Below are 13,943 nucleotides of genomic sequence, written 5' to 3' on the forward strand. Positions count from 1 at the left end.
CTGTTGTTGTGGTGATTTCAGATTCTAGGACGAAGGCCGTTCTTCGTTAAATGGACGCTAGGGCGTCACCCTTACACCAACATTTTCGACGCGATCTGGATTAGAACCTACTTGGCGAACCTGGACTACAGAATAGTTAAAGATTGCCGCCATAGCCGTTGTTATGATGTAGAACTACTGGTCTAGAAAGAGGTTTCTCGCCGCAAGTTAAACCCCGCGGAGTCTTTCTCGGCCAGACAGTCTGTTTTCCGAGAATCGCTTCGCAAACACATCAATCAGGTTTCTCCATCCAAGCACCGCGAGCGCAATAAAAAATGGAGAATAGAGAAACATATACCTGGCCCTGCACTCAAACAGCATCAAAAACACGCTGAGCAAGAACACCGAACATAAAACCACATACTCCGTCTTTGATCTAGGGAACTTCAGCCAGTTCAGACACATACCGACCAGGACAAACATCCAGCAAAGCTGGGCAAAAACCTGGAACAGCGTGAAAGAGCCGTCTTCTCCAAAGAACTTTGACAGCGTGTTGTCAGAATGAGGAGTACTCAAAAAAAAGTTTCCTTCAGCAGCCCACGCAAAAGTACCGTCCGAATAGTTCGAAATAGTCTTCTGGACCATCAACTTCAAAACACCCTGGGGACCCAGAGACTCTAACCTCTCAGCCCACTTTTCGAAATTTGCATGTGATCTATCCTGTTGGCTACCAAATGAGGCGGAATAGATAACGTCGTCTTCATAGTAGCACCCATAAGTCTCGTCATTAAATCCCATCATCAAGAAATGAGCCATCGAAAAGGATTTATCGGCGTCAATCACCGGACCCGCCTCCCTTGCGAGTGAGTTGGCGCCAAACGAGAGAACAAGAGCACATGTGATCGCAGCGAATTGGAAAAAGAGCGATTTGATTTGAGAGCAATCCAACTGCCCGTCAACGACAAACCTTCGACGACTTATCGCGCATGCAGCCTCTATAAGCACAATTGAGACAACAACGAAGATGGCCGTAGGCTTAATAAAGTATCCGACCACGCCGAAAAAGAGCATGCCGAATGTGCGTAACGGGCTTCGGCCAGTATTGTTGTACAGAAACAAGACCAGCGCGGGGCAGATAGTTCCATACGTATCTGAATAAGGAACCGCAATCCAAGGAGAGAAGCTCAAGTACAAACAGCCGAACGCAAGCGTATAGTACCCAGGACCAAAACCCGCCAGCCTCGCCACAACAAAGGAGGTCAGAACAACAGCCAAAGTAACACACGCTGCTCCCACCACGTCAAGCATGAGGTATACGTTTTGGAATCCAATAAGTTGGCAAAAGTGGCCCACAGTCTTGAAGATAAAAAGCAAAAACAGCTGGTTGGGATAGCGCGAGAAATAATCCAGCGTGGCTCCCTCATCGGACAACCCCGACATCAGCACACCGACATCCCAGCCTGTCTCAAAATATATGCTATTGATTAGGCAGATTTGAAGCACGAAAACTACCACGGCCAATGAAATGCTAACGCGTCTAAACATTTGAAGACCAAGGAAGTCCACGTTCGCCTTTGGCCGTCTCTTAGCCAATGCCACAGAGACAACGAGCCCCACTATCACAACCACAGCCAGACTAGGTAAAGAAAGGGATGCCTCCTCCCCTTTGCAGGCATAAGGCAGGCGCGGGGCAAGGAAAGCAACGGCAAGCAGGGCAAGCGAGAAATACGCCAAAGCGACACATCTGCCAAAACGCAAAAACCACGGAATCTTAACGACTCCACGTGTCTCAGGACAAGATTCGACCACGTTAGCCCCTTAGGTTTCGTCGGTTGCTTTCATACGTTCTCTTTTCGATTAGATAGCGCGGGCGACTCTTTGTCTCAAGATACGCCTTGCCCACATACTCGCCGATAACACCGAGGCTCAGGAGTTGCGTGCCACCCAAAAACAAGATGACACAGATGGTACTCGTCCAGCCCGAAACCGTCGCCCCAGAGAAATAAGAGAGGATCGCCCAAAAGGTCCCCAATAGGCCAACGAGGCCAATTACAGCGCCCGCCGCGCTAATTAGGTGGATAGGCTTAATCGAAAGGCTCGTTATCCCGTCAACAGCGAGAGCGATCATCTTTCGTAGGGGATAGTGACTGTCACCCGCAACGCGAGCTGCGCGCGAGTACTCAACGGTTGAACTGGGAAGCCCAATCAACGGAACCATTCCGCGCAAGAACAGATTTGATTCTCCATATTCCGACAACCCATCCAGAGCGGCAAGGCTCAAGAGCCTATAATCTGCATGATTGAAGACGGTATCTACCCCCATCTCTTTCATCATGCCGTAGAAAGCCTCCGCAGTCATCCTTTTAAAGAACGTATCGGTAGACCTGTCGTTTCTAACGCCATATACGACGTCACTACCGTCCAGGTACTTTTCAATCATTTTAGATACGGCCGAGATATCGTCTTGCCCGTCGCAATCCAAAGAAATGGAGACGTCACAGTACTTACGCGCTTCCATAAGCCCCGCAAGAAGGGCATTCTGATGACCTCGATTTCTTGACAGTGATATTCCCCTGAAATGAGCATCGTCGTTTGAGAGTCTTTCAATGATGGTCCATGTGCTATCACTCGACCCATCGTCTACAAACAGAATGCTACTTTTATCACTTACGATTTCGGCCGAAATCAATCCGCTGAGCTCAGACAAAAACGTCCCAGATGTTTCCGGCAAGACAGCTTCCTCATTGTAACAAGGAATGACCATCCACAGAATCGGCTTCGGGGACGGAGTCTGAGTATCATCGCTTTGCATGCACTTGCCTTTCACGGACAAAACGTTCAACGAAAAGTGATTATACTCCACCTCGCGGCGCAGCCCCGGTGCTAGACTCGTCATCTCCTGACGAATCAACCATGGTAAAAATCCCCAAACTGAAACGCCGCGAGAATTCTCGCGTTGAATAGCTTGCGCTTATGAAGTGATTGGACGATCAAGAAGATACGTAGCGCTGCAGGCGAGTTGGGGAGTGTGTTAGGGATATTAAATATAAAAATCCCGGATATGCTTTCGCATAAACGATGTCACGGCGATTCTGGGATTTTGGGCTGTGCGGAGTATGAGCTCAAAATGAGTAACAACGATAAGAAAGTTTCCGGGAGGCGTTTGGTTAGAATTTCTTTTTGTTCAAGCTGCACATCCGAGGCTCCTCAAAAGATGGAGCTTGGTTTGGCGCAGTAAGTAAGAATCCTGCTTGCACTGCTTGATGCCGCAAATGGGGACGGCGAGATCGTTTCGCTTATGTCAGTGGCATGGGTTTTCCGGGAGCTACTATCGGCTGGGCCTTCTCAGAATGGTACAAGGGAGGCAATGGTGAGATTTCTGCGGATAGCACCATTGCCTCTCTGATTATTTGGTTTTCCGCTTCATGTGTAATTCTCATCTTATTTATTGCGTCTAGGGCATGCCTTGCAAGGCGCCGTTCAAAATTGCGCGGGATGTTGCTAATCTTGGAACAAGAACTTGAGAATGAGCAAATAGCCAAGAGGGCTCACTGTATCATCAGATGATGAGAAATCGATTGAGCCCAGGCATGCTGTATCGATACTAACCAGTGCAGAATAGCAAGTGAGGGGAAAACTCTGAAACTGCCCTTAGCCCCGCTTGAGGTTTGGAGGATAAAGAAAGATGACTATTGGGAAGGCCGATCTGAGTAAGGCGGATATTGGGGTAATTGCCGCGTTGCTCGTCGGCGTTTTATCTGCTGCGTCGCTGGCCTTTATCAAGCTACGTCCTTCCGCGGCTTTTGTCTATGCCCTGGCTGCGTTTGTCGGAGCTGTACTCATTGCTTATTCGTATCATTTCTTTCTTAGGACTCCGAAACAGACCAAATATGGCGTTTCTTCTCCCAAGATGCTCGCTTGTATCATTGGGTTAAGCGCTATAGGTGCCATTCTTCTTGAGGTGTTTACGCTTTGGGGAGCGCCGTTGTCTACCCCGTTAGAGTTATCAGATTGGAGCAAGCGACGTATTCTAATCTTTTTCGTCGCTATTTCGGGCTGCATAATCGTACATGTCTCCAATTCGTACGCCGCGGTTCCCAAGATCGGGCCTTCAGGGCATTCGTATCAAAGGTCTATTGGCAAACTGTTTGTCTACTCTATTCCGGGTGTCACGCTGATGACCCTCTTTGTCGCAATAATTTGCTTGGTGCCTAGTTACTTTGTCTCTAAGATAATCGGTGTAGTTGCGGGTCGTTTAACTTATCTGTTGATTTGCTTGTTCCTTGTCGGCGTTGGTGCGTTCTTTTATTTCTGGAAGAAGGGAAGGGTCGAGCTTTTTTTTCTCAGCTCTTGCCTACTATTGGGATCTTTCTTAGTTTTCATCGCACCTCCGGTAACCGCGATTTCTTGGGATGACGAGATTCATTACGACAGGGCTCTCGGTTTGTCATACCTAGGACATTCGGAGTATTCATACGCGGATCAACTGCTCGTCACCAAGCCCTGGGCTGCGGTGAATTTAGACCATGAATTGCTCCGCGAGTCGGTGGATGAGGTCGCTGAAGCGGGTGCTTCTGCTGAACAGTCGGGCGAATATATGGAGCAGGCAAGTTTTGCATCGCCCATATCGAAAAGCAGCCTCACTACGGTCTCCACATTCGGGTATGTTCCATCGGCAATCGGTCTGTGGGTAGCTCGCGTATTCCATGTTCCAATTTTGGTGAGCTTCATGTTTGGTAAGATGGGCAACCTTATTTCATATGCAGTAGTTGTTGCTTTCGCCATCCGTATTATCCCTACTAAAAAGTTGTCCATGATGCTCATTGGTCTTCTTCCGACGAGTATTTTTCTCGCTTCAAATTATTCGTATGATCCTGTTGTGACGTCATTTCTCATGCTTGCAGCTGCTTTGGTAGTGAGAGAAATTAGCCGTCCGCTCGAGCGACTTACAATCAAAAGCCTGCTAAAAATCGTCACTGCGTTATTCCTAGGGCTTGCTCCAAAGGCAATTTACTTTCCAGTCATTGGTCTGCTACTTCTTATGCCCCGAGCCAAGTTTTCCTCGCGCACCGCTTACAAACGCTATATCGGTTTCGTAGTCGCCTTCGGGCTCGTAATGGTTTTATCATTTGTGTTGCCAATGCTATTTAGCGCTGATGCGCAAGCAGGGGATGCCCGCGGGGGATCTGATGTTAGTGCGTCAGGTCAAATCGCGTATATTCTCTCTCATCCGTTGGATTACGCATACACGCTCATCAACTTCATATTGGGCTATATTTCCCCTGTTAATTCCGATATGTACTCGCTTTCATTCTCTTATATGGGCGTCTCTCTTCCGGTTGTGTTGCAATGGAGCTCAGCCTTGCCCTTTACGGTTCTCGTCGTTGGATCTTTAATTGATAGTCCAAAAACGAAGACTTTTGGATTGAGCCTGTGTGGTAGGTTGTGGGTTCTTACTATAGTCGCATCATCGATTGCTCTTGTTTGCACGGCTTTATATGTGAGCTTTACATCAGTTGGATCGGATACCATTGCAGGTTGTCAAGCACGATACCTTACTCCGCTGTTGCTATACGCTGCCTTGCTTGCCCCTTCTTTTTCTACAGGGGGCATACAGATCAGTAATTCAGGCAAATTGATAAAGGAAGAAAGCACGACAAGAATAACTATGCTGCTTCTTACGTCAATTATGGTTTTTTTCTCCGCAGCATGTTCGTATTATTTCATAGTAATCTGGTAGTTTGGTGGCCAGCCACGCGGCGAGCTGCTGGTTATAGACTAGTGGCTGACCGAGGAGGTCGACGACGCCGGGTCGCCTTGTCGCGGGGCCTGCGGACCCTCGCCGGCATGACCGCCGACCCGTAGTGGGCGGCGAGGTCCTCGTACGCGGCGTTGAGCACGACCTCGCCCTCCCTCGGGTGGGCGGTGACGCCGGTCTTGAGGTTGTCGGGCGCGATGCACGGGGTGGCGCCTCCGAGGAACTCGAACGCGTGGACGTGGCAGCGCAGCCAGGTGTCCTGCTTCATGTCGAGGGCCGGCTCGACGTAGCTGTACCTGCTGAAGGGCAGGCGGGCGACGAACAGGTAGACCTTCGAGACGACGCCGGTCGCCGGGTCGACGAGGGACATGGTCGGACCGGACCAGTCGACCTCCATGTTCCTGCCCGCCTTGCGGCCGACCCAGCTCACGACGTTCCTGCTGACCGTGAACTGCCTGTACCGCTTGCAGAAGCGGTCGTAGGACGTGGCCGCCTCGCCCCGCGCGGCGCACTCCTCGCGGTACTCGCCGTGCAGGAGCCTGAGCGTGACGCCGACCTTCGCGAGCTCGGCGTGGACCGCGTCCCAATCCGGGTCCGGGTACACCGGCCCCGGCTGCTCGCGCTCCGGGAACAGGCGGGCGTACACTTCCCCGGCGCTCATCCGTTCCGCTTCCTCCCAGGCGACGTCGTGCTCGGCCGCGGCCCTGAGCACGACGGAGACGCTGGCTTTCGACGCGTGCAGCGCGGCGGCGATCGCGTTGAGCGATAGGTTCGACGACCTCAGCCTGGGCACCTCCCTCGCCGGTATCCTTCTCGCCATGATCCATTCCTTTCTCTCGACTACCGGTATGGCGTCTCGATCGTATAGGCGGCGGACCGGTGGGGCGCGGGCGCGTATGCGAGCGGTACTGAAGCGCGCCGCGGGCGGTGAGTATTGCGCGCTCTGAGTAGCACCTGTTTCGCGCTTTCCGTATCGCTTCCCATCCAGACGTTTCGCTCCTTCCGTATCGCCCGTTCCGCCATTTCCGTATCGCCCCTCCTCCGCCCGTAGAATCGGCTTGCCATGCAACCGATCCACGGAAGGAGAAACCACATGGCAAGGAAGATAAGGGCGAAGCTCATAATGGAGCTCCGCGACCAGGGCATGTCGAGGAGGTCGATCGCCAAGACCAGGCACATGTCCATGGGCAGCGTCTGCGAGGTGTTCGACATTGCGGACGATCGCGGCATCACCTGGGACCAGGTGAAGGGTATGGGGGACGAGCGGGTCTACGAGCTGTTCTACCCCGACCGCAACGCGCGCGAGAGCGTCTTCGAGGAGCCCGACTGGTCCTACGTGCACGCCGAGATGGCGAAGGTCGGCGTCAACCTGCGCCTGCTGCACGACGAGTACAAGTCGAAGTGCTCGCGCGAGCACATGGTCGCCATGGGCTACACCAGGTTCTGCGAGCGCTACGGGGACTACACCGTGGCGAACAACCTGACCAAGCGCATCGAGCACAAGGCCGGCGTGTCCTGCGAGGTCGACTGGTCCGGCCCGACGGTCGGCAGGGGGCTGGTGAACCCGGTCACCGGGGAGGTCTCGAAGATCTACCTGTTCGTCGGCGTGCTCCCGTTCAGCCAGAAGGCCTACTTCGAGCCGACGCTGGACATGAGGGAGCGCACCTGGCTGCGCTGCCACGTGCACATGTACGAGTTCTGGGGCGGCGTGCCACAGTGTTCAGTTGACCGTTGACACAAACACGCGTGCGCGGATGCGAGCGGTACTCAAGCGTGCCGCGGGCGGTACCGAAGGGCAATATTCACATTTTTGGATGATACTACCGAAGCGCGTTGCAGGTGGAACGGAGAAAGTCTATTACTCAAGAATAAACGACGCGCAACCGATCGGATGAATCGAGATATTGCACACCTCTCGTTACGTCTCAACATTTCCATAGAGAACAGCAGAAATCTCAAAACTCGACAAGGCGCTCAGATCCGGCATCTCTATTGCCATGAGCAACAAATGATTATTTACCTTTGCATTATCAAGTAACGGTTAGGCCATATCCAACTTTCTCCCTTTACGGTAAAGGTGAACAAATTCATCAGAGAATTTCTTTACGTAATCTCTATCGATGGCGGTCGCTAGCGTTTCATCATTATGTTCTGCTGTCTTTGTCCAGTTGTATGAGCCATGCATTACGTACTCAAAATCAATGATACAAAACTTATCGTGCATACGGTTCCATTCACGCCAACCAGAACGCGAGATGAGAACGGTATCAAAACCACTAAGCTGGCCATAGTAAGGACGATTGGCATCCTCGTCTGAGACAATCAATCTCACGGAAACGCCTTGCTGCCTTTTTGCTCTGAGCTCATTTATAAAGGCCCGATTGGTCAGCCATGCCACTGCAGCCCAGATGGAATACCGCGCATCCCGGATACCTTGGATAATTTCTTCTTGAATATTGGTAAACACGACATCATGTTCCGTGTATTCAACATCTTCGGATTGAATAATCTTTGGGCGAAGGGTCAATTCTCCTAAAGCATACTCATCGCTTTCTTCGTACACGTAATTGATTATGTCGTACAAATCGTCATATTGATTATTGGCTTCATTCAGAAGGGGTACGGGTATGCGCAGCTCAATATCTTCGTATCGCTGATTAGGGCGCCCATGCCGCACAAACCCCCATTGGGGTTTTCTATTCAGCGTGACTCTTCTGAGTATGGGCAATAAGTCGTCTTTTTTCCCTGAATACTTTTTATCGAATTTCAAGACCTCAATCATAGTCCTTACGAATAATTCGTCATCCATTACATCCTCCAACATAAGAAACTAGGCATTTAGCTGCATGGAGCAAGGATGTTTTTGAGTGCCTCAACCATCCAGCTTTCGAGCGCACCACTCAATAAGCCTCCGATAATTCCGAATGCAGCAATTTTGTAATCATGAAGCTTCTGCTACCTTTTCTCCTCTTTGTTCAGGGCAACAACGGTGGCGTAATCATCTACGAAATTAAATCCTCTTTGAGTGACTCCCCCAAAGAGGAATCCACCATCGCTACCATGGCCTTTTATCAAGCCCGCTTCGTGTAGGCCGTTGTAGAGCTCAATATACTTTTCGATGAAACAGTACTTCTCGCCCGTGAGATGAAGGTGATTCTCGGCAACAAAACCGCTACCCTCACTTCCCCCTCAGCCGCAACTAGCAGATTCAACCCCTCAAGCTCACTGCTCTGCAAGTCGACACCATTTACTGAGTACATCGGCACCGCCTGAAATTATCCTTAAAGCTCAACACTAGAGACATCGAATTCACCTGACATAAGTTTAGACAGCAGAGTGTCACGAAGCTCGATGAGAGCGACAATTTCTTTTCTGTTTGAGAGAAGCATATCGTATAGAGGGGCAACTTTTCCAGAGAAAGCTTGCAGGTCATCAACGTCGGAAATCACCTTCTTGCCATAATCTGTTCCTTTCTCTCGACTAATGGTATGGCGTTTCGAGTGTATAGGCGGCGGACCGCTGGGGCGCGGTACTCAAGCGCGCCGCTGGCGGTACTGAAGGGCAATTTTCACGTTTTTGAATGGCGGTACTGAAGCGCGTTATAAGTGGTACGGAGAAAGACGATTACTCAGTCAATGAGATTCCTTTCTCTAAATACAGAAAAAGGAATCAGTAACTCACAATTATGTCGCCGCAATAAGGGGGGCGGGGGAATGGAGGCCCCGTCCCCCTTATCTATATGCAATGATATTGCTTGCACCTATTGTGAGGCTGCATTTAGATCTCACAAGTGGTAATAGCGATTTCCAGGTTCTCCCACGGTGAAATTCGGGTTCATGTATGGATCGCCTTCGACATAGTAGTTTGCCCAGCGATAATTCATGTACGCGACCTCTTTGTGGAAGCGAATCTGCTTGTCCGTGTTGTTTTCAACGCCTCTAGAAATTGACTCGTAATGATACAGCTCGACTTCGGGCGTGTATACAATCAGATCGTTAATCTCGCGAAGCTTTAGGCAAAAGTCAACATCATTAAATGCGACTTGAAGCTCTTCGGTGAAACCTCCGACTTTTTCGTATTCGCTTCGTTTGGTCATGATGCAAGCCGCCGTGACGGCGCTGAAATCTTGCTGCGCATCGTTGAGTGCAAAATAGCCCCAGTTGTCTTTTGGCATGCTTTGGCAGAGATGTCCTGCCACGCCGCCCGTGACGCATAGGCCAGCGTGTTGAATGGTGTTGTCGGGATAGTAGAGTTTTGCACCAACTGCGCCAACATCCTCGCGTGCGCAGATGCCAAGCATAGTTTCAATCCAATTGGGCGTAATCACTTCGGTGTCGTTATTCAGCAGCAAGAGATAATTTCCCTTGGCACGGGCCACTCCAAAGTTCATGAGCCTGGAAAAGTTAAATTCGTGCTCCCAGGTAACAAGACGAACGATATCAGGGTATTTGGCTTGTAACTTATCGTAATACTCGAACGTCGCATTTTCCGTGCTGTTATTTTCGATTATCACAAGCTCGTAATTGTCGTATGTGGATTTCTCGACAATTGACGTAATGCAGTTATCGAGGATATTAGCGTAATCTTTGGTTGGAATGATGATCGAAACGAGCGGATGGGAATCTGGCGCGGCATAGGTTACTTTATATGTAAAGGGACGACGTGCCTGTTCAACCTTTGCATTGAGCCCAAGCCTGTCCAAATGATTCTGAACTGCTTTGATTCCTGCGATAGTGGCATACGGCTTGCTGTCGGCATTAGCCGCGGTTGATGTTTCGCTTAGGCGCCAGTGATATAGAACTTTTGCAACATGGTGGACATTCCTTGCCTTTTCAACGGCCCGGAGAGTCAAATTATGATCCTGGGCTCCATCGAACTCTTTCGTATTCGGTTCTAGAGTGTCAAGAAGGGACTTACGGATGGTAAGCATGTGGCATATATAGTTATTATTTCTGAGTAAATCGATATTGAAATCCGGTTTAAAGAACGGCTGTGCCAGCTTTCCATCGGGCATGAGTTTGTCTTCATCGCAATAAAGAAGATCAACGTTATCATTGTTTTCAATTGCCTCGGCATACGAGAACAACAAATCCGGTTCAAGGATGTCGTCATGGTCAAAGAAGCTGACGAAATCGCCCGAAGCAGCAGCTACTCCGGCATTTGTGTTTTCGGAAATGCCCTTATTCTCGGCAAGGGTAATTGATTTAATTCTGTTGTCGCGGGCTACCTCATGCTCAACGCGAGCCTTTAGTTCCTGATTGTCAGGGCTTGCATTAACTAGGAGGAGCTCCCAGTTTGCATAAGACTGGTTTTTTACGGATTCGACCATATCGTTAAAAAACGAAATGGGCGTGTTGTAAAGAGGGACAATGATGCTGAATTTCGGAGCGCTATTGAAGACGATTTTTCTCTGCTTCTCCAGTGCACCAATGGTTGCCTTATGCTCTGTAAACCATTCGGGGTATTCAGGGTCAAACTGCGCATGGGTAAAGAGGAAGTTGGTCTCCTCAAGAAGCAAGCCTAATTTATCAGGCGTTAAGCAGTCAAATGCACTGAATGATGGGTGATTTTGATCGTCAATAATAAAATAGTAACGATCAAACGCCTTTGGCATGCGGATCGAGAGCTGCGTTTCAAGTTGCTTTTTCTCGGATGTAAATCCAACGCTCGTTACATTTGAACCGAAATTGACTATGCTCAGCCCAACCTCATTGAGGAACCGGTCGAGGCAGCGAAGTTTGATTTGCGAGTCATTGCGGTACGGTGTTCTAACCGTGCACCTCAGGATATACTCGTTTGAATCTTCGATGCACTGCCAAAAATCAATCGTCGCCATCTCAAACTCTGAAACGTCATCGTAATTTCGGAGTTTGCTGCACATGTCAGGTTTAATTTTGTAGTTAAGACGCGACTCCCATTTGATGTTCTTGCAATTGAGCGAAAGGGAGTCGCTGCTCAGGTTGCAACCGTCTTTGCCGATTTCGTTAAACTCAATTTTAATGGCTCGGGTATCGGGGTCGGGGATTACAAGAACGTATGCAAGAACGTATGAGTTCGATTCGCCGTTATTGTCCTTGAATTTTAGAAGAGACAAAGGTAAGCGGCGGTCGTCATCCGTTGCCGCTTGAGCTTTTATGCTGGAGCCTTCATGGATGCCTTCTATTTTAAGTTGCTGGTAGATTTTCCAGTTTCCTCTGCATACTCCGGTTGTTTCGACTCGCATTGTTTGCCTTTCGTTTGTTGGACACTGCTCATTGTACTTATTCACTTCATGTCTCGCTATAAATGCAGAGAGGAGTTCCGTGATTTCTGGCATTCTTAGATGTGTCGCTATGAGTTCGTCAGACGCTCCGTTCCGCTGTGTTAACATCGAAGAGGACATCTACGTACATCACGCTTTCTGTCGCTGTTGAGGTTCAGGTTATTGTCCTCGCGGCGCTCTGCTTCCTAGTCGTTGCTCATTTCGGGTCCATTGACTTCAAGGGGGTTATTATGAAAGTTGTCTTGTTTGTTGGAGGGGCTGCAAGGGTCCTAGGCGGGGGCTGCGCCCAACGAACGGATTGACGTGACGTGCGAGGTGTGTCCTAGGCCCGGGGGTTCGAATCCCCCGGCCCCCTCCGTAAAGAAAGAACCGCCATTGGGGCGACCCTTATCTCCTGGGGTGGCCGATTCGGCCGCCGCCACTCTTTTCCAGGTCTGCGGACCTGTGTTCGTCCTGGAACGGAAACAGGCTCCTCGCTATCACCCAGAGTATTCCGATGATCTCGGCGGTCGTCGCGCCCATCCAGGAAATTATCACCTCGGTAGGGATTTCGCGCTGCAGCCACATGAGACGGGCGGTGTACGCGACGACGAGGGTGTTGCATGCGACCAGCTGCCACTTGACGCACTTGAGCGCGGCCTTTCCGAGTTCGGACCGAAGGTCGTTCTCCGCCTCCATCCTCTTGACCACGCTCTCGGCCTGGGCCGCCTTGGCTCGCCGTTCCCGCTCCTCGCTCGAGCATTCGACCCTGACCTCGTCTAAATGGGCGCTTTCGATGGGGAAGACGTTTGCTCTCCTTTGTGCCGAACCCATGAGGTCGATTGCCTCTTGTGTCCCTTTTGGTGACCTGCTTCCGCGCTGGTCTGCGCTATCGCAGCCCAAGGTTTTCCACCCTATGGCCCACGGCGGTTACGGATACGTCGAGTATGTCCGTCATCTCACCGATGCTACAATTGCCCGCCCAGAGTTTCGCTACGACCTGTGCCGGCATGAGGAGCGCGGCGGCAAACGAGTTCGCCCATATCTCCTCGGGGTCTGTCCCTCGAGACGAGAGGGCGTCCCTTCGCTCAATGACCCCAGCAACCTCCCCGTCTCCTAGGTTTTGGTACGAGTGGATGTAGAGGCGCTCCGTCACCTCGCACGCCGTTATGTGCCCACCGCCTCATCCAGCTCGTCCGCGACCCTGTAGTGCGTGTTTGTGTCAATGGCTAACTGAACAGCGCATTGGACCAAATATGGTCCAATGGTTGGAGTCTTGTGGTCCGTAAGGACGTGAACCAAAGAGGCTGCATGCTTGGCTCTCTCCGTCCTTCTTTTGTGCAGTTCTGCAACCTAGGTTCGGCCTCGCGTATACTTATATCATCTGTGTACACCCAACTCTGGAGGTCCAACCTATGAAAGGCATCATCCTCGCGGGTGGCTCGGGCACGCGTCTGTACCCGCTCACGCTCGTCACCAGCAAGCAGCTGCTGCCGGTCTACGACAAGCCCATGATCTACTACCCGCTTAGCACCCTCATGCTGGCGGGCATCCGGGATATCCTGGTCATCTCCACCCCGACCGACCTGCCCAACTTCGAGCGCCTGCTTGGGGACGGCTCGCGCTACGGCGTGAACCTGTCCTACGCCGAGCAGCCCTCGCCGGACGGCCTTGCGCAGGCCTTCACCATCGGCGAGGACTTCATCGCCGGCGAGCCGTGCGCGCTGGTGCTCGGCGACAACATCTTCTACGGCAACGGCCTGTCCCGCCACCTGACGCGCGCCGTCCAGAACGCCGAGTCGGGCCGCGCCACGGTCTTCGGCTACCACGTGGACGACCCCGAGCGCTTCGGCGTCGTGGAGTTCGACGGGGAGGGCAGGGCCGTCTCCATCGAGGAGAAGCCCGCCGAGCCCAAGAGCTCCTATGCCGTCACCGGCCTGTACTTCTACCCGGGCGACGTGGCCG

At 51.3% G+C, this 13,943-nt stretch carries 9 protein-coding genes; 3 read left to right on the forward strand and 6 right to left on the reverse strand.

Going from position 1 to position 13,943, the window contains the following annotated elements; genetic code table 11:
• Nucleotides 1-207: 207 nt before the first annotated feature.
• The gene (locus AQ996_RS08945; RefSeq protein ID WP_055252546.1) at nucleotides 208-1,788 is read right to left on the reverse strand and encodes a glycosyltransferase-like membrane protein; all 1,581 of its coding nucleotides are present in this window, start codon (nucleotides 1,786-1,788) and stop codon (nucleotides 208-210) included.
• A gap of 1 nt (nucleotide 1,789) precedes the next feature.
• Nucleotides 1,790-2,791 (reverse strand): glycosyltransferase family 2 protein, encoded by a 1,002-nt coding sequence (locus AQ996_RS08950; RefSeq protein WP_055252547.1) that lies wholly within the window; start codon nucleotides 2,789-2,791, stop codon nucleotides 1,790-1,792.
• An 873-nt stretch (nucleotides 2,792-3,664) separates the two neighbouring features.
• Between AQ996_RS08950 and AQ996_RS08955 the strand changes: the two genes are divergently transcribed.
• A complete protein-coding gene (locus AQ996_RS08955) occupies nucleotides 3,665-5,719 on the forward strand; it encodes a DUF2142 domain-containing protein (protein ID WP_055252548.1) in 2,055 nt (684 codons plus the stop codon).
• 31 nt (nucleotides 5,720-5,750) lie between these two features.
• Here the strand turns inward: AQ996_RS08955 and istA are convergent, their stop codons facing one another.
• Nucleotides 5,751-6,557, reverse strand: a complete 807-nt coding sequence (gene istA / locus AQ996_RS08960; RefSeq protein ID WP_055252549.1) for an IS21 family transposase — start codon at nucleotides 6,555-6,557, stop codon at nucleotides 5,751-5,753.
• Between the two features lie 273 nt (nucleotides 6,558-6,830).
• Here istA and AQ996_RS08970 point away from each other — a divergent pair, with 273 nt between their 5' ends.
• On the forward strand, nucleotides 6,831-7,472 hold the full coding sequence (locus AQ996_RS08970; protein ID WP_147357375.1) for a transposase: 642 nt from the start codon (nucleotides 6,831-6,833) through the stop codon (nucleotides 7,470-7,472).
• Between the two features lie 306 nt (nucleotides 7,473-7,778).
• On the opposite strand, the gene AQ996_RS08975 is transcribed toward AQ996_RS08970, so the two are convergent.
• The 3 genes from AQ996_RS08975 to AQ996_RS08985 form a co-directional block, all read right to left on the reverse strand.
• Nucleotides 7,779-8,546, reverse strand: a complete 768-nt coding sequence (locus AQ996_RS08975; RefSeq protein WP_055252552.1) for a phospholipase D-like domain-containing protein — start codon at nucleotides 8,544-8,546, stop codon at nucleotides 7,779-7,781.
• A gap of 975 nt (nucleotides 8,547-9,521) precedes the next feature.
• Entirely contained in the window at nucleotides 9,522-12,005 is a 2,484-nt protein-coding gene (locus tag AQ996_RS08980) for a glycosyltransferase family 2 protein (protein ID WP_172674637.1), read from the reverse strand.
• Nucleotides 12,006-12,386: 381 nt separating this feature from the next.
• A complete protein-coding gene (locus AQ996_RS08985) occupies nucleotides 12,387-12,812 on the reverse strand; it encodes a hypothetical protein (RefSeq protein WP_055252554.1) in 426 nt (141 codons plus the stop codon).
• 581 nt (nucleotides 12,813-13,393) lie between these two features.
• Between AQ996_RS08985 and AQ996_RS08995 the strand changes: the two genes are divergently transcribed.
• On the forward strand, nucleotides 13,394-13,943 hold a 550-nt coding region (locus AQ996_RS08995; RefSeq protein WP_148315928.1), incomplete at its 3' end, for a sugar nucleotidyltransferase.

Origin of the sequence: Collinsella aerofaciens (assembly GCF_001404695.1) — a bacterium.
In the GTDB taxonomy this organism is placed as follows: Bacteria; Actinomycetota; Coriobacteriia; order Coriobacteriales; family Coriobacteriaceae; genus Collinsella; species Collinsella aerofaciens_E.